The sequence below is a fragment of the Niveispirillum sp. genome, assembly GCF_017996735.1.
Taxonomy (GTDB): Bacteria; Pseudomonadota; Alphaproteobacteria; order Azospirillales; family Azospirillaceae; genus Niveispirillum.
On the sequence record NZ_JAGOGJ010000013.1, the window covers coordinates 48,412 to 64,695 of the forward strand.

A 16,284-nucleotide genomic window follows, 5' to 3' on the forward strand; every position below is an offset into this window, starting at 1 on the left:
GCGGAAAATACCGCCGCCATCCCCCGGTCATCAAGCGCGGTGCCCGCCGGTCAGGTCAGCGGCCGGCACAGGCGCAGATCTTCGCGATGGTGCCCATGGTCCAGGGCACGGGCCAGGGCGATTGAAACACTGGTCCCGATGCCTTCCCGCTGCGGCAGGTGCAGATGCACGGCATTGCAGCCCAGTTCCAGCGCCATCCGGTCCATGTCGTCCAGCAGGACATCAATGGCGGCCTCCGGCTCGATCAGGTCCAGGGCCAGAAACATGTCCACCTGGAACACCTTGCCATGCCTTGGGCTGGGCAGGACCTGATAGGCATAGATGCCATGGATATAGCCATGGTCGCCCTCCACGGTGCGGATGCCACCATCCGCCGTGCCCAGCAGCAGGCCTGCATATTGTCGCCAGGCCTCACGGTCATCGGCGGCGCGGCCCGTCTGCACCAGCGGCCAAGCCTGGTCGATGCGGCGGCGGTCCAGCGGCTTCACGGTAAAACGGTCGGACATGGTCACCCGTTCCGGCGAGATAAGCACGGCTAAGTCTCTGTCTGTCTGAACAAGGTGCCGCCCGACGGAAGGACGGCCCCCAACCGTTAACCGATAAGCCGATGGTCGCGCTTTGATCTGGATCAAGGCGCAATCTTTCGCATAGGCATAGACCTCTGGATATGTGTTCATCAGCCAACCATTATGAAATCCTTCCATTGGCTGGCGGACATGACTGGAAGCGTTCCGCCAGCCTTGTTGCGCGTTGCGGATCGTTTCCAACAGGCGCATCCTGCTTTCCGGTAGAAAATCGGGGGCGATGCTTATATCGGGGGGCCTTACATGGCGTTGGCTGAACATGCATGCACGCGCGAAAGCGCCGTTGCGGCCCGTATCGATATTTCCCCGTGCAATGCCTGCCCGGTGCGCAGCATGTCGGTCTGTTCCGCGCTGGAATCGGACGAACTGAAGCGGCTGGCCGATATCCTGGTTTCGGTGAAGGTCGATGCCGGGCATACGCTGTTCGCGGAGGGTGACGGGGCTGATACCCTGTTCAACGTCACCGCCGGTACCATGAAGCTGTACAAGCTTTTGCCCGACGGCCGCCGGCAGATCACGGGTTTCCTGCTGCCGGGTGATTTCCTGGGCCTGTCGATCAACGACACCTATGCCTATTCGGCCGAATCGGTGACGCCGGCCACGCTGTGCCGTTTCCCCCGCCGCCGCCTGGAAGGGTTGCTGGAGGATTACCCCAAGATGCAGCGCCGGCTGTTCGCCATGGCGTCCAGCGAACTGGCCGCCGCCCAGGACCAGATGTTGCTGCTGGGCCGCAAGAACGCCAAGGAACGAATCGCCTCATTCCTGCTGATGCTGTCGGAACGGGCCAAGCGCCGGGGCTATCCCGACAATCCCGTGCATGTCCCGATGAGCCGGTCGGACATCGCCGACTATCTGGGCCTGACCACGGAAACCGTCAGCCGCACCTTCACGCAATTGAAGACCAGCCGCGCCATTTCCCTGCTGGAAGGCGGCAAGGTGCGTCTGAACGACATGGAAACCCTGCACGAGCTGGCCGAGGGCGTTTGACCCACGCGCCTGCGGGCGCGGGGGGCGGCCAGCCTATCCCAACATCATCCGCACATCATGCAGGTCGCCGGCCACATGCAGGGCCAGGCGACGCATTTCATCCGTGGCGGGCAGAAGGTCGGGGACCATCACGGCCATCATGCCGGCGCCATGGGCGGAACGGATGCCGTTATGGCTGTCCTCCAGCGCCAGGCAATGGGCCGGATCGATGTCCAGCAGCCGGGCCGCCGTCAGATAGGGTTCCGGATGCGGCTTGCCCCGCGTGACATCGTCACGGGTGACGATGGACGCGAATCGATGGTGGATGCCGACATGGCGCAGATGTTCGTCGGCCTTTTCCCGGCCTGTCGATGTCGCCACCGCCTTGGGCAGGCCCAGCGCCTCCAGCCGGTCCAGCAGTTCGACCACGCCCGCCATCATCTCCACCCCCTGGCGCAGGGCTTCCATGCGCGGGGTAAAATGGGTGCGGAACCGGTCGAACCCTTCCTGACCGCCGAAATAATCCTTCAGCATCACGAAGGTTTCCGGCCAGGGCGTGCCGATGATGCCGGCATAGAAATCATCATCCATGGGTCGGCCGATATCGGCGGCAGCCCCCAGGGTGGCGACACGCACATGGCGCTCGGTATCGATCAACAGCCCGTCCATGTCGAAAATCACGGCATGGATGGGGCGCGGGAATGCCGGCACGGTCAGGGACATGGGGAAGACAGGCCTTCAGGAAACGGTGACGCGGGACGCTTCCACGCGGTTGCGCCCCATCTGCTTGGCCTGATACAGCGCCTGATCGGCGCGGTCCAGCAATTGGGCCAGCGTTTCCTCCACACCGCACCATGCCGCCACACCGATGCTGGTGGTCAGGGGGATGGCCTTGTCCTCGTGCAGGACGGGGTGGGTGCCGATGGCGGCCCTGATCCGTTCGGCCGCCAGCAGGGCGGTGGGCAGTTCCGTTTCCGGCAGCAGCACCACCAGTTCCTCCCCGCCGAACCGGGCCAGACTGTCGGTCGCGCGCAGCGCGCTGCCCGCCCGTTCGGCCGCGACACGGATGGCGGTATCGCCGGCGGCATGGCCATAGCCGTCATTGATGCGCTTGAACTGGTCCAGATCCAGCAGCAGCAGGGCGAAGGGGCGGTCGTAACGCACCGCCCGCTCCCATTCGGCTTCCGCCAGTTCCATGAAACGGCGGCGGTTCAGGATGCCGGTCAGGCTGTCGATGCTGGCCAGCGTTTCCAGCTTGGCATTGGCCTCTGACAGCTCACGCGTGCGCTCCGCCACCCGGTGTTCCAGCGTCTGGGCCAGGGCGCGCAGATCGGTATTGGCCTGGCTCAATTGCTCATACAACACCAGATTGACCAGCCCGCCCGCGAATTTCGCCGTCAGCACGCCCAGCATTTCAGCATCCGCCGGCAACAGCGCCCGGTCGCAATCCAGAATGGCCAGGAAAGCGCCGCCATCGGGTCCGGGCATATAGAGCGTGGCCGTCCGCCCGTCCACCCCGGTGCGCCGCGCCGCCAGGGCATGGGCCAGCCGGTCATGCAGCGGTCCGCCGGGGGGCACATCCGCCGTGCCCGCGAAACCACCCGTGGCGGCCAGCGGCTGGAACCGGGTGCCGCCGATGGTCCAGCCCTCCACCCCTTGCACCGTACAGACCAGACCACAGGCGTTGGAGCCCAGGATGGGGCCTGCCTGTTCCAGCACGGTCTGGGCATAGGCTTCCAGCCCCATGTCGGGGCGCAGCCGGTCATCCAGCGCGATCATGCGGCGCAGGCCGCGGCGGTTCGCCTCGATCGTCGTGATGCTGTCATAGGCCCGCAGCGCCGCGATCACCGTCGTGAACAGCTTCTGCGAGGTCAGTTCCGTCTTAGCCTTATAGTCGTTGATGTCGTAATCGACGATCACCCGTTCCTCGGGCGCCTGCCCCGGCTGTCCGGTGCGCAGGATGATGCGCACGGCGGCATCGCCCAGATCCTCGCGGATGGCACGGACCAGACGCAGACCGGCATCATCCGTTTCCATCACCACGTCCAGCAGGACAAGGGCAACCGACGCTTCCGCCGCCAGCATGGTCAGCGCCTGCGACGCCGAATAGGCGGAAAGCAGTTCGAGGGGGCGATCGCGGAAACGCACCTTGCGCAGGGCATAGCGGGTGACGGAATGCACCTCCTCATCGTCATCGACGATCAGGATACGCCAGGGCGGGCCGTCCGGCTGGCAGCTTTCCGGCAGCGCAGTAGTCGCACCCCTCAGGGTACCGTCCTCCGCGAACAGGAAATCATCTTCAACCAAAGGGCGCTCCGTTCCGTCTGCGGGCCCCCCTTTATCGGGTGGGACCCGGCACACCAAACCGAAACAAATGTAGGCCACTCCATCCGTTCCACATTGTCGAATGACGGAACGGATCGGGCAGCTCACTGATCTGATTACCACTATAAAGCGTTTCAGGGGCCGATGCCCGCCCTAAATGATGGGTCCGCCGGGATTTCCCCGTTGGCGCGCCGGCCCGTGGCGCCCTATCCTTGGCGCCAAACTTCACCAGGAAGGGGTGTTGCAGATGTCATCGGGTGATCCAACACGGGGTGGTCCGCGCCGTCCCGGCATCCTTCTTCTCTTCGCCGCCCTGGTCGGGGCCACCACTCTTGCCTATGTGACCTTGCCGAGGAAGCCAGCCGAGATGCCCGCCCAACCCGTCGCCCAGGCCGGCAACGATCTGCCGCCGCTGCGCCAGAGCCTGTTCCCCGCCCCGCCCGTCGCCAAGCAGGTGCCGGTCGAGCATGTGTACCAGGGCGAGACCTGGACCGACCCCTATGACTGGCTGCGCGACCGTTCCTATCCCAAGGTCGATGACCCGGAAGTCCTGGATTATCTGAAGGCCGAGAACGCCTATACCGACACGGTGCTGGGGGAGGAGGAGCAGGGGCTGCGCGCCAGCCTGTTCGCCGAGTTGAAGGCCCGCGTGAAGGAGGATGATACCGGCGTGCCCTATCCCAAGGGCGGTTATGTGTATCAGTCGCGCTTCGCCGCCGGTCAGGACCACCCCACCTTCGTGCGCCGCGCCAAGGGCGAGCCGGAAGGGTCCGAGAAGACCATCCTGGACATCAATGAACTGGCCAAGGGTAAGGATTTCTATGATGTGGAGGCGCTGGAACCCAGCCCCGACGGCCGCTACCTCGCCTACAGTTTTGATGACAACGGGTCGGAAAATTTCACCATCGTCGTGAAGGACCTGACGACCGGGGAGTTCTTAGGCGAGCCGATCGCCGGCACCTCCGGCGCCGTGGTCTGGGCCGCCGACAACAAGACCCTGTTCTATGTGCTGAAGGATGAAAGCCAGCGGCCCAAGCAGGTGATGCGCACCATGCTGGGTGCCAAGGCCGATGCCGGGGTGCTGGTCTATGAGGAACAGGACCCGTCCTGGTGGGTCGGCATCGGCGAAAGCCAGTCCGGCCGGTTCATCGAGATCGGGTCGGGCACCCTGGTTTCCAGCGAGACGCTGCTGATTCCCTCCGACAATCCGACGGCCAAGCCCAAGCCGGTGATCCCGCGCCGGGAGAACCATCTCTATTCCGTGGCCGATCAGGGCGACAGCCTGTGGATTCTGTCCAATGACAAGCACCTGAATTTCCGTCTGGTGAAGACGCCCCTCAATGACTGGTCGGAGAAGGCCTGGACGGAGGTGATGGCAGGTTCCGACCGGCAATATCTGACGGGCCTGCTGGCCCTGAAGGACTGGCTGGTGGTGTTCGGCCGTCAGGATGGCACACAGCAGGTCTGGGTGCTGGACAACAAGGGGGGATCGCACACCATCGCCTTCCCCGATGCGGCCTTCGCGGTTTCCGGCCTGAATAACGAGGAATATGAAACGGGCACGTTGCGTGTGCGCTACCACTCGCTGGTGACGCCGCCGACGGTATTCGACTATGACCTCGCCGCCCGCACCCTGACCACGCGCAAGGTGCAGGAGATCCCAAGCGGCTATGATCCTTCGCTCTATACCTCGGAACGGCTGATGGCCCCGGCGCGCGACGGTACGCCCATCCCCGTCTCCATCGTTTATCGCAAGGATGTGAAAAAGGATGGCAAGGCGCCGTTGCATCTCTATGGCTATGGCTCCTACTCCATCGCTACAGAGCCCGGATTCTCCGCCAACCGGATCGGCCTGCTGAACCGTGGTTTCGTCTATGCCATCGCCCATATCCGTGGGGGCGAGGAGATGGGAAGGCCCTGGCATGATGCCGGGCGCCTGACCAACAAGCCCAACACCTTCAACGATTTCCTGGATGTGGCACAGTTCCTGGTGTCCCAGGGCTATACCAGCCCGGGTCAGATCAGCATCGAGGGCGGGTCGGCCGGCGGCACCCTGATGGGGGCCGTGCTGAACATGGCGTCCGACGGCATGTTTGCCGGTGCCGTGGCGCATGTGCCCTTCGTCGATGTGCTGAACACCCTTTTCGACGAGACCTTGCCGCTGACCACCGGCGATTATCCGGAATGGGGCAATCCCAACATCAAGGAAATCTACGATGTCATGAAGACCTACAGCCCTTATGACAACGTGACCAAGCGGCCCTATCCGCCGATCCTGATCACCGCCGGGCTGAACGATTACCGCGTCACCTACTGGGAACCGGCCAAATGGGCCGCCCGGCTGCGCGCCTACAAGACCGACGACAATATCCTGTTGCTGAAGACGGAGATGAGTGCCGGCCATGGCGGCTCCACGGGCCGCTTCGACAAGCTGAAGGAAGTGGCCCTGTCCCAGGCCTTCATCCTGCGTGCCCACGGGATGAACCAGTGAACGATCCGGAGTTCGGTCACTATCCGGCCGATGTGCTAAAGGCCGACGGGTTGCGGGCCGCGGCGGGCCTGGCGGTGACGCTGGGCCCGCTGGCGCTTGTCGGATTCGATGCCCATCCGCTGGTGGCTTTGCCGCTGCTGGCGGGGGCGGGCCTGTTCGGCTGGCTGGGGCTGCGCACCCTGGCCCGCCGGGGTACACATTACCGGCTGACCCCGCAAGGTTTGGTCCTGCCTCGCGGGTTCTTCATGGTGATGGTCCGCTGGGACCAGATCACCGGGGTGAAGCTGCGCTACTATTCCACGAAGAAAGACAAGTCGGGTGGCTGGATGCAATTGACCATCCAGGCCGGCCGGGGCCGCTGCAGCATCGAAAGCCAACTGGTGGGCTTCGATGCCATCGCAGCCCGCGTGGCGGAACTGGTGCTTGAACGCGGATTGCCCGTGGACGAGGCGACGAAGGAGAATTTCCTGTCGCTTGGGCATTACATGTAAGGATTTACGCCGTCGGCAGCACCCATGGATCATATGTCCCGAAATGCCACAAATGCCCTTCCGGATCGCGGATGGTGAAGGCGCGGGAGCCATAGGGCGTGTCAATGATCCCGCCTTCCAGCGCCACCTCCCCCGCCGCCGTGACGCGGGCGAACAGGGCGTCCAGATCATCGATGATGAAGCAATTCAGCGCCGCGCCCGTTCCATCGGGACCCGGTGCGCGAAACCCGTACTGGTCCTCCCGGTCGCTGCCCAGCATCACCATGCCGGCCCCCAGCACCAGTTGGGCATGGACGACCTCGTCGCCCTCCCCCGGCACCACCAACTGTTCGCTGAAGCCCACCACGCGGACCAGCCAGGCGATGGCTGCCTTCGCATCTTTATAGCGCAGGCAAGGTGTGACCTGCCCGTTGCGACCCGTAACCGACATTGTCCGTTCCCCCCGGATATCGATGTCACCTTACGTTACGTCACCATAAAGTGACTTTATAGGCCAGCCCCCCTCTTTCGCTCTGATATCTTTTCCTATATGCACCCCATGGAACCCGCGCCCGGCTTTGGCGGCGGGACCGGTACCGGTTGGTCTTTCGGAGGAAGTACAGTGAAGGCGCTGAAGCCCCTGGTCATGTCCGGCAAGGAAGTGCTGCCCCTGGTGGAAGGTGGGAAAGGCATCGCCGTGTCGAACGGGCAAAGTGCGGGCGCCTGGGCGGCTGCCGGCGGCATCGGCACCTTTTCCGGCGTCAATGCCGACAGCTATGACGAAGACGGCAATCCGATCGAGCAGGTCTATCACACCCGCACCCGCCGCGAACGCCACCATGAGCTGATCGCCTATGGTATCAAGGGCGGCATCAGCCAGGCCCGCATCGCGCATGAAGTGTCGAACGGCAATGGCCGTCTGCATGTCAATGTGCTGTGGGAGATGGGCGGGGCCGAGGAGATCCTGGAAGGCATCCTTGAAGGCGCCAAGGGCCTGGTCCATGGCGTGACCTGCGGGGCGGGCATGCCCTATCGCGTGGCGGAAATCGCCGTGCGCCATGGCGTGCATTATTATCCCATCGTCAGTTCCGCCCGTGCCTTCCGCGCCCTGTGGCTGCGTGCCTATAACAAGTTCCCCAGCAATCTGGGCGGCGTGGTCTATGAAGACCCGTGGCTGGCCGGCGGCCATAACGGCCTGTCCAACAGCGAAGACCCGCAGAAGCCGGAAGACCCCTATCCCCGCGTCGCGGCCCTGCGCCAGATGATGAACAGTTTCGGCCTGACCGAAACGCCCATCGTCATGGCCGGCGGCGTCTGGTGGCTGGAGGAATGGGATCACTGGCTGGACAATCCGGAAATCGGCCCGATCTCGTTCCAGTTCGGCACCCGTCCGCTGCTGACCAAGGAAAGCCCGATTTCGGATGCCTGGAAGCAGAAGCTTCTCACCCTGAAGGCCGGCGACGTCTATCTGAACAAATTTTCCCCCACGGGCTTCTATTCGTCCGCCGTGCGCAACCCGTTCCTGGAGGATCTGCGCCAGCGGTCCGAACGGCAGGTGGCCTTCGCGACGGAGCCGGTGGGCGAACTGACGGAAGAATTTGCCATCGGCCCGCGCGGCCGCCCTGTCTATCTGACCCCCGCCGACAAGGCCCATGCAGAGGGCTGGGTCGCCGCCGGCTATACCCAGGCACTGAAGACCCCGGACACGACCCTGGTTTTCGTGACGCCGGAAAAGGCCCGCCTTATCCTGAAGGATCAGGTGGACTGCATGGGCTGCCTGTCGGCCTGCGCCTTCTCCAACTGGTCACAGAACGAGGAGGGGACGACCGGCCGCCGCGCCGATCCGCGTTCCTTCTGCATTCAGAAGACGTTGCAGAACATCAGCCATTCCGAGGATTGCGAGCATCAGTTGATGTTCGCCGGCCACAATGCCTATCGCTTCGCCCAGGACCCCTGGTACGCGAACGGCTTCGTGCCGACCGTCAAGGAACTGGTGGACCGTATCATGACCGGTAAGTAAGAAAACCGCAGCCGAAGAAAACCCCACCGCCCTGCGGTGGGGTTTTTGTTTCAGCCTTCCGTGCCCGGCCGGCTTTTGGCAATGGCACGGGACAGCAGGATGACGGGGATGATGCCCACGGCCACAATGGCAAGGGCAGGCGTGCTGGCCTCCGCCAGCCGTTCGTCGCTGGCCAGCGTATAGACACGCACGGCCAGCGTGTCGAAATTGAACGGCCGCACGATCATGGTCGCCGGCAGTTCCTTCATGACATCGACAAAGACCAGCAGCGCCGCCGTCAGCAGGCTGCCGCGCATAATGGGCGTGTGGACCTTCAACAGGGTCTTGCCCGGCGTCTGGCCCAGGATGCGGGCCGCCTGGTCCATGGTGGGGCGGATCTTGGACAGGCTGGCCTCCACCGTGTTGAAGGACACGGCCAGGAACCGAACCAGATAGGCATAGACGATGGCGACGATGGTGCCCGACAGTAGCAGTCCGGTTGAAACGCCGAAGGTGGCGCGCATGAACCCGTCCACGGCATTGTCGACATGGGCGGCAGGGATCAGGATGCCCACCGCGATGACACTGCCGGGCACGGCATAGCCCATGGCCGCCACCCGCGCCGCGCCTTTCAGCACCGGGGTGGGCCGCAGACGCAGGCCATAGGCCACCAGGGCGGCCAGGGCGACGGCCAACACCGAGGTGATGCCGGCCAGGGTGAAGGAATTGCCCGCCAGTTCCCGAAAACTGGCCGCGAACAGGCTGTCCCCCTCCATCACCGCCATGCGGACCAGCAACAACACCGGCAGCGCGAAGCCCAGCAGCAGCGGCAGCAGGCAGGCCACCTGCGCACCCAGCGCCCGGCCCCCGCGCAAGGTGTAACTGGGCAGCACCCGGTAGCGGCCGGTGGAATGGAAATAACGCGCCCGGCCCCGGCTGGTCCGTTCCATCACCACCAGCACCATGACAAACAGCATCAGGACCGACGCCAACTGTGCTGCCGCCACCGGTTCACCCATGGCGAACCATGTCCGGTAGATGCCGGTGGTGAAGGTATCGACGGCGAAATACTGCACCGTCCCGAAATCGGCCAGCACCTCCATCATGGCCAGCGCCAGACCGGCGGCGATGGCAGGCCGGGCCAGCGGCAGGGCCACGCGGGCAAAGCTGCGCCAGGCCCCGGCGCCCAGCGTGCGCGCCACCTCCAGCACACAGACCGACTGTTCCAGAAAGGCGGCGCGGGCCAGCAGATAGACATAGGGGTAAAGGACAAAGGACAGCACCGCGATGGCCCCGCCCAGGGAACGGATGTCCGGGAACCAGTAATCCGCCCGCCGCCAGCCGAACATCTCCCGCAGGGTCGTCTGGACCGGTCCCACGAACTGCAACAGGTCGGTATAGACATAGGCCATCACATAGGCCGGCACGGCCATGGGCAGCAACAACGCCCATTCCAGCCAGCGCTGCCCCGGAAACCGGCACATGGTGACCAGCCAGGCCGTGCCCACCCCGATGACGGACACGCCCACCGCCACACCACCGGCCAGCATCAGCGTGTTGCGGATATAGGTCCACAGGACCGTGTCAGCCAGATGCGCCCATACGCCGTTGGAAGAAACAAAGACCCGGCTGCCCACGATCAGCACGGGCAGGGCCACGGCCAGCGCGATGGCCAGGACCGCCAGGGTCCAGCCGCTGGGCAGCCGCGCCCGCCAGGACGGGGCCGAAGCCGGAGCCGGGGCGGTGATGGGGGACAGGGTCGGGGGAAGGGCTTGTTCGCTCATCCCCCTGTTGTCCCACCCTTGCGAACCGCTCGCAATGCCCCCTGACGCAGGTGCGCCCTTCCGACGCGGAATAGGGGCGGGCGCGGACGGATCACTTGATGCCGGAGGCGGCGTTCTCAATGGCCAGGATATGGTCCAGGCCCGGCAGGATTTCGGAACGGATGAATTCCACCCGCTTGTTGGGTCCGGCCCCGCCCTGCGGGAAGCGGGCCTTCCACAGGGCCATCTTCACGGCCAGACCGCACAGCACGCCGCCGATGGTGACATGGTGGCTTTCGATCTGGCGGCGCACCGACCGGAAACTGTCGGCGCTGATATCGTTCCAGAAATCCTTGCTGCGACGGTCGAACGCCTCGAACCGGCCCGTGATCAGGGTGGTGATGGAGGTCAGTTTCGACTGCACGTCCGACAGCATTTTCATGATGTTGCGGTCCCGCGCGATCAGTTCGGACGATTTCGGCTCCATCGCCCATTTCAGGAAACGCTGCACCTCCGGCACGATGCCGTCCAGGCAGGACCGGAAATAGGCCAGCGACAGGAACACGTCACCGTAATCTTCCAGGAAGTCCGGGATCTCGTTCAGCTTCACCTTCAGCTTTTCCGACAGAAGCCGCAGATTGGCCAGCGCATCCTCCCGGTCGGGATTGGCCAGCATGGCCAGGATGTCCGACACGTCGCCGATCTGCCGCTGTTCGCTGCCATAGACCTGCTGCAGCAGCGGCCGGGTGAAATCCTTCATATAACCGGTCAGTTCCGCCCGCTTATTGTCGGAAAGCTGCAGCGCCTTGGCATCATTGACCGCGATACCCACCCGGCGCAGTTCCTTGCGCAAGGTATAGACGTCAAAGCTGTTGATGCGGGTCAGCTTGCTGATCTGCACCATGTCGACGCGGAGGGTTTTGGAATGGCTGGGGAACAGACTGGCCAGATGGTCGGGGCTGATCTGGCCGCTTCCCGTGGACCGGTCCTGGAACACCTCCACCACCGTTTCCAGACGCGCATTCTTGATCAGCTTGGCCCGGCGCAATCCCGGCGTCTGCAAAGGCAGCATGGCCATCGGCAGGATATGCAGCGAATCGCGTGACGCATCATCGAACTGGGCGACCTCGGCCTCCCCCTGTTCGGGCGCGTCGGTCTGGGCGGTATCGGCCATATCGGTTCCTGGGGCCTTTTGCAGGGCCGGGGGTTTTGTCACCGGCAACCTACCACGCGTACGGGGGTATGCAAGAGCAACCCTGTCGCGCGCCGGCATCGGCGCTTGGTGACAGCGCGCCGCAATGGTATTTAGCCGGGGCGAGAACCGACGGGCAAATGTCCATCGGGATATCCGGGGCGGAAATGGCGGAAGGTGCGGCTGTGGAAAATTATTATTTGTGGATCAAGGCCCTGCACGTCATCAGCATCATCGCCTGGATGGCGGGCATGCTCTATCTGCCCCGGCTGTTCGTCTATCATTGCGGGGCCGAGCGCGGGTCGGTGCAGTCCGAAACCTTCAAGGTGATGGAACGCCGCCTGTTGAAGGCCATCATCAACCCCGCCATGGGGGGCGCCTGGATCTTCGGCGTCGCCCTGATTGCGCTTAATCCGGAGATGCTGAAGGGCCAGGGCTGGCTGCATACCAAGCTGACGCTGGTCCTGCTGATGTCGGGCATGCATGGTGTCCTGGCCAAGCATGTGCGCCTGTTCGCCAACGACGCCAACACCAAGAGCGCCAAATATTTCCGCATCATGAACGAGGTGCCGACCGTCCTGATGATCGGCATCGTCATCCTGGTGATCGTCCGGCCGTTCTGATCGCGGGGATCAGGCCCGCGGTCACACCATCTCCGTCACCAGCTTGCCCAGCAATACCCCGGCAAAGGCGTTCAGATCGTCGGCCGCGCGGACAAACGATCCGCGCCCGGTGATCACATTTTCCCCGTAATAGGTTTCCAGCCAGTCATATTCATTCAGGATAGCCAGCGCATTGACGGTGACATTGGCCCCGGCGGCATAGCCACGGGCCGAGCGCGGGTCGATGCCGGCATTGCTGAACCCGTTGGATACGATGTCCAGGGTACGCTTGTCGGTGCGGTATGGGGCTGCGTCCAGCAGGGCCACGGCCTGCACCACGGCACTGCCCAGCGCCGTCGACCCGCCCATGAACACGCCGGGCGCGGCGTCGATGGTGGCGGCAAAATCCTCGCAATCCTGGCCGGATTTCAACAGGCGCCAGGGGACCAGGGTGGTCAGCGTCTCCGGCCCCGCGAACTGGGCCAGCATGACGGCGATGCCATTGCCGCCCGACCGGGAAATGGCCTCCTCCACCGCCTTGTGGCGAAAGGCGGCGGCATGGCCGCGCAACTGAAAATCCAGCAATCCCCGGTCGATGCTGGCCGAGGCATCAACCGCCAGCATCAGGGCCACATCCACGGACGGTGGTGCCTCAGTCGCGGCCAGGGCGGGGACGGCCGGCAAGGCGGCAAGGCCCGCCAGAACGGATCGGCGCGTAACATGGGTCATGTGCGGGCTCAGGGCCTCCGCCCCTTTTACCGTCAGGCCCCCTTGGCCAGGGCGTGACGCAATATCTTCACCATGACGGTGGGCAGGGCCTCGTCCCCCAGCGCGTCGGGCGCGACCCAGACCAGATCCACCCCGCCGCCGGTACCGGCCACCCGGCCCGTCACGACCGTAATCTCGAACTCGAAATGGGTGAAAGTATGACGGACCAGCCCTGGCAACGGCTGCCAGTCGACGCCGGCCAGCGGGGCATGCGCACGGGCGGTGGACAGGCCGGGAACGGAGGCGGCCTCCCACGGCGTCGTCGGCACCTCCATCATGCCGCCCAGCAATCCCTTCTCCGGCCGGCGGCGCAAGGCCACATGCCCGCGCGCGTCGGTCACGACAAAGGCCAGCGCCCGGCGCGTGGGTTTCGCGGCCTTGGCGGTCTTGGCCGGCAGGTCCTCAGCGATGCCCAGCCTGCGCGCCGCGCACGGCTGCGACCAGGGGCACAGGATGCAGCGCGGCTTTCGCGGGGCGCAGATGGTGGCGCCCAGGTCGAACAGGGCCTGGGTGTAATCACCGGGGCGCCGGTCGGGCACCAAAGCCGCCGCATGGGCACGCAAGATCGGCTTCGATCCCGGCAACGGGTCGGTCACGGCATGAAGCCGGGCCATCACCCGTTCGACATTGCCATCCATCGCCGTGGCCTTCTTGTCAAAGGCGATGGCCAGGATGGCAGCGGCCGTATAGGCGCCGATGCCGGGCAGGGACAGCAGCCCCTCCTCCGTATCCGGGAAGCGCCCGCCATGCTGGCTGGCCACCGCGACGGCGCATTTATGCAGGTTGCGGGCCCGCGCGTAATAGCCCAGCCCCGCCCAGGCGCGCAGCACATCATCCAGATCGGCGGCGGCCAGATCATTGACGGTGGGCCAACGGTCCAGGAAATTCTGGAAATACGGTCCGACGGTCGCCACCGTCGTCTGTTGCAGCATGATTTCCGACAGCCAGACCCGGTAGGGATCGGCCACCTCACCAGGGGCGAAGCGCCAGGGCAGGACGCGGCGGTGCCGGTCATACCAGTCCAGCAGCAGGGCCGGCAGCCCGTCAGCATGGTTCGGGTGCTGGTCAGCGGCGGCCTGATCTGCTTTGATGGCGGTCTTCGGTAAAGAACGGACGCTCATGAACAACCCCGGTGGTTTCGGCCCGCAACGCATTGGACGTACATTGAATGCCGTCGCCGGCAAGGCCCTGGGCAGGGACGGCATGGCCTTTGGCGCGCTGTTGACCGACTGGGCCGCCATTGTCGGCAGCCGGCTGGCCGAACAGACATCGCCCCTGAAACTGGCCTTCCCCGCCGGCCGGCGGGAGAATGCCGTGCTGCATGTGCGGGTGTCCAGTGCGGCGGCCCTGCTGGTCCAGCATGAGGAGCCGCAGATCCTGGAACGGATCAATTCCTTCATGGGCTGGCGCGCGGTGGCCCGGCTGAAACTGGTGCATGCGGGACCGGTGCTGCCGCAGAAGAACTATGCGATGAAACCCGTGAAGCGCCTGGACCCGGTCAAGGAAGCCGAACTGAACGCCACCGTGCAGCCCATCGAGAACGAGGAACTGCGCGCCGTGCTGGAACGGCTGGGCCGGGCGGTGGTGGGGTAAAGAAAACGCCCCGGCACCTTGCGGCGCCGGGGCGTCATATACTCAAGCCATCCTGACGGGGGCCTTACGACGCCAGCGCATCCTCTGCGTCCAGGACGGTGGCGACGGCGTGGATGACGGCGGCGATGCGCACCACATCCTGCACATTCTCCTTGGTCGCGCCCTTCTGGATCACTTCATGCTCATGCGCGTCGATGCACATGCCACAGCCATTGACGGCGCTGGCGGCCAGCGACCACAGCTCGAAATCGACCTTGGACGCGCCGGGATTGGCGATGATGTTCATGCGCAGACGCGCCGGCATCTTGGAATATTCCTTGTTATCCGCCAGATGCACGAAGCGATAATAGATATTGTTCATGCCCATGATGGCGCCGGCGGCCTTGGCGGCCGTCAGGTTCTGGGCATCCAGGTGGGCCGCCGCATCGGCGACGATGGCCTTGGTCACCTCGGCATTGCGGCTGGCATAGGCGGCGGCAATGGCCGTGCCCCAGGCCTGCAGCGGCGACAAGGAAGAGGTGGTCAACACCGAACCCAGGTTCAGCTTCAGGTCCTTGGCATAGTCGGGCAGGCGCGACTTCAGCGCGTCGATGGACATGGTTTCATCTCCGTTCGAGAGTGGGCATGGCGTCGGGCGCGGCGCGAAGGGGGCCGATGCGCGGGACGGTCGATTTTGAATGGTACCGGCGCCCGCGACGGGGGCAGCCTGGATCACCGGGGCGGTCTTCCGCCGGAATAGGGCCCCTTCGCCCGAAAGTAAGGGGGAGGGCGAAGGGGTAAATGGGCGCCCCTGGGATCGGGGGGATCGGGGCGCCCATCCGTCAAAGATCAGCGATCAGGAGATCAGCCGACCTTCAGAACGTCCTCGCCCTTCTGCCAGTTGCAGGGGCACAGTTCGTCGGTCTGCAGGGCGTCCAGCGTGCGCAGGACTTCCTGCACGTTACGGCCGACCGACAGGTCATGGACGGAAGCGAAGCGGATGATGCCTTCCGGATCGACGATGAAGGTGGCGCGCAGGGCAACGCCCTCGTTCTTGTCCAGAACGCCCAGGCTGGCGGACAGCTCGCGCTTCACGTCGGCCAGCATCGGGAACGGCAGGTCCTTCAGGTCGGCGTGATTCTGGCGCCAGGCCAGGTGCACGAACTCGGTGTCGATCGAGGCACCCAGAACCTGGGCGTCGCGGTCGGCGAAGTCGCCGTTCAGCTTGCCGAAGGCAGCGATTTCGGTCGGGCACACGAAGGTGAAATCCTTCGGCCAGAAGAACACGACCAGCCACTTGCCCTTGTAGGTGTCGTTGTTGATCGTCGTGAAGGCGGACTTGATGTCCGTGGAAACGGTGGCCTTCAGGTCGAACGCGGGGAACTTGTCGCCAACGGTCAGCATGGTAAACAACTCCGTTTTTGGGTTGGTTTGTGATGCGGTGCCTAAATCAGACCCCTGCCGATACAGCTATCGGCCTGAGGCGTCGCTGATATGAGGGCATTGCGGTGCAAAATCCAATCGCATCTTCCGACTGCCGTCATAGGATGAA

At 64.4% G+C, this 16,284-nt stretch carries 16 protein-coding genes; 6 read left to right on the forward strand and 10 right to left on the reverse strand.

Annotated features, from left to right (window positions below):
• Positions 1 to 50 precede the first annotated feature (50 nt).
• On the reverse strand, positions 51 to 506 hold the full coding sequence (locus KBA48_RS06900; protein ID WP_292904559.1) for a hypothetical protein: 456 nt from the start codon (positions 504 to 506) through the stop codon (positions 51 to 53).
• A gap of 321 nt (positions 507 to 827) precedes the next feature.
• On the opposite strand from KBA48_RS06900, the gene KBA48_RS06905 reads away from it, so the two are divergent.
• Positions 828 to 1,571, forward strand: a complete 744-nt coding sequence (locus KBA48_RS06905) for a Crp/Fnr family transcriptional regulator (protein ID WP_292904561.1) — start codon at positions 828 to 830, stop codon at positions 1,569 to 1,571.
• Positions 1,572 to 1,604: 33 nt separating this feature from the next.
• Here the strand turns inward: KBA48_RS06905 and KBA48_RS06910 are convergent, their stop codons facing one another.
• Together KBA48_RS06910 and KBA48_RS06915 are read right to left on the reverse strand one after the other, a co-directional pair.
• The gene (locus tag KBA48_RS06910) at positions 1,605 to 2,273 is read right to left on the reverse strand and encodes an HAD family phosphatase (RefSeq protein ID WP_292904563.1); all 669 of its coding nucleotides are present in this window, start codon (positions 2,271 to 2,273) and stop codon (positions 1,605 to 1,607) included.
• Positions 2,274 to 2,288: 15 nt separating this feature from the next.
• Complete coding sequence (locus KBA48_RS06915) at positions 2,289 to 3,857, reverse strand: diguanylate cyclase (RefSeq protein ID WP_292904565.1); 1,569 nt, start codon at positions 3,855 to 3,857, stop codon at positions 2,289 to 2,291.
• Positions 3,858 to 4,242: 385 nt separating this feature from the next.
• Here KBA48_RS06915 and KBA48_RS06920 point away from each other — a divergent pair, with 385 nt between their 5' ends.
• On the forward strand, positions 4,243 to 6,366 hold the full coding sequence (locus KBA48_RS06920) for a S9 family peptidase (RefSeq protein ID WP_292904567.1): 2,124 nt from the start codon (positions 4,243 to 4,245) through the stop codon (positions 6,364 to 6,366).
• Entirely contained in the window at positions 6,363 to 6,857 is a 495-nt protein-coding gene (locus KBA48_RS06925) for a hypothetical protein (protein ID WP_292904569.1), read from the forward strand. Before KBA48_RS06920 ends, KBA48_RS06925 begins: the two co-directional genes overlap by 4 nt.
• A gap of 4 nt (positions 6,858 to 6,861) precedes the next feature.
• Here the strand turns inward: KBA48_RS06925 and KBA48_RS06930 are convergent, their stop codons facing one another.
• A complete protein-coding gene (locus KBA48_RS06930) occupies positions 6,862 to 7,287 on the reverse strand; it encodes a VOC family protein (protein WP_292904571.1) in 426 nt (141 codons plus the stop codon).
• A 171-nt stretch (positions 7,288 to 7,458) separates the two neighbouring features.
• Between KBA48_RS06930 and KBA48_RS06935 the strand changes: the two genes are divergently transcribed.
• Entirely contained in the window at positions 7,459 to 8,856 is a 1,398-nt protein-coding gene (locus KBA48_RS06935; protein ID WP_292904573.1) for a nitronate monooxygenase, read from the forward strand.
• 50 nt (positions 8,857 to 8,906) lie between these two features.
• On the opposite strand, the gene KBA48_RS06940 is transcribed toward KBA48_RS06935, so the two are convergent.
• On the reverse strand, positions 8,907 to 10,619 hold the full coding sequence (locus KBA48_RS06940; protein ID WP_292904575.1) for an iron ABC transporter permease: 1,713 nt from the start codon (positions 10,617 to 10,619) through the stop codon (positions 8,907 to 8,909).
• A 91-nt stretch (positions 10,620 to 10,710) separates the two neighbouring features.
• Positions 10,711 to 11,772, reverse strand: coding sequence for a hypothetical protein (locus tag KBA48_RS06945; protein ID WP_292904577.1), 1,062 nt, complete (start codon positions 11,770 to 11,772; stop codon positions 10,711 to 10,713).
• 158 nt (positions 11,773 to 11,930) lie between these two features.
• Here KBA48_RS06945 and hemJ point away from each other — a divergent pair, with 158 nt between their 5' ends.
• Positions 11,931 to 12,413, forward strand: a complete 483-nt coding sequence (hemJ, locus tag KBA48_RS06950; protein WP_292904579.1) for a protoporphyrinogen oxidase HemJ — start codon at positions 11,931 to 11,933, stop codon at positions 12,411 to 12,413.
• A 21-nt stretch (positions 12,414 to 12,434) separates the two neighbouring features.
• Here hemJ and KBA48_RS06955 read toward each other — a convergent pair whose 3' ends face one another.
• Together KBA48_RS06955 and mutY are read right to left on the reverse strand one after the other, a co-directional pair.
• Positions 12,435 to 13,121: a DUF1194 domain-containing protein gene (locus tag KBA48_RS06955; RefSeq protein WP_292904581.1), complete on the reverse strand. Its 687-nt coding sequence runs from the start codon at positions 13,119 to 13,121 to the stop codon at positions 12,435 to 12,437.
• A 32-nt stretch (positions 13,122 to 13,153) separates the two neighbouring features.
• The gene (mutY, locus tag KBA48_RS06960; RefSeq protein WP_292904583.1) at positions 13,154 to 14,281 is read right to left on the reverse strand and encodes an A/G-specific adenine glycosylase; all 1,128 of its coding nucleotides are present in this window, start codon (positions 14,279 to 14,281) and stop codon (positions 13,154 to 13,156) included.
• Here mutY and KBA48_RS06965 point away from each other — a divergent pair.
• On the forward strand, positions 14,280 to 14,753 hold the full coding sequence (locus KBA48_RS06965) for a DUF721 domain-containing protein (protein ID WP_292904585.1): 474 nt from the start codon (positions 14,280 to 14,282) through the stop codon (positions 14,751 to 14,753). The genes mutY and KBA48_RS06965 overlap by 2 nt on opposite strands.
• 64 nt (positions 14,754 to 14,817) lie before the next feature.
• Here the strand turns inward: KBA48_RS06965 and KBA48_RS06970 are convergent, their stop codons facing one another.
• Together KBA48_RS06970 and KBA48_RS06975 are read right to left on the reverse strand one after the other, a co-directional pair.
• Positions 14,818 to 15,351 (reverse strand): carboxymuconolactone decarboxylase family protein, encoded by a 534-nt coding sequence (locus KBA48_RS06970; RefSeq protein WP_102112110.1) that lies wholly within the window; start codon positions 15,349 to 15,351, stop codon positions 14,818 to 14,820.
• 245 nt (positions 15,352 to 15,596) lie between these two features.
• Positions 15,597 to 16,136 (reverse strand): peroxiredoxin, encoded by a 540-nt coding sequence (locus KBA48_RS06975; RefSeq protein WP_292904589.1) that lies wholly within the window; start codon positions 16,134 to 16,136, stop codon positions 15,597 to 15,599.
• Between the last annotated feature and the right edge of the window lie 148 nt (positions 16,137 to 16,284).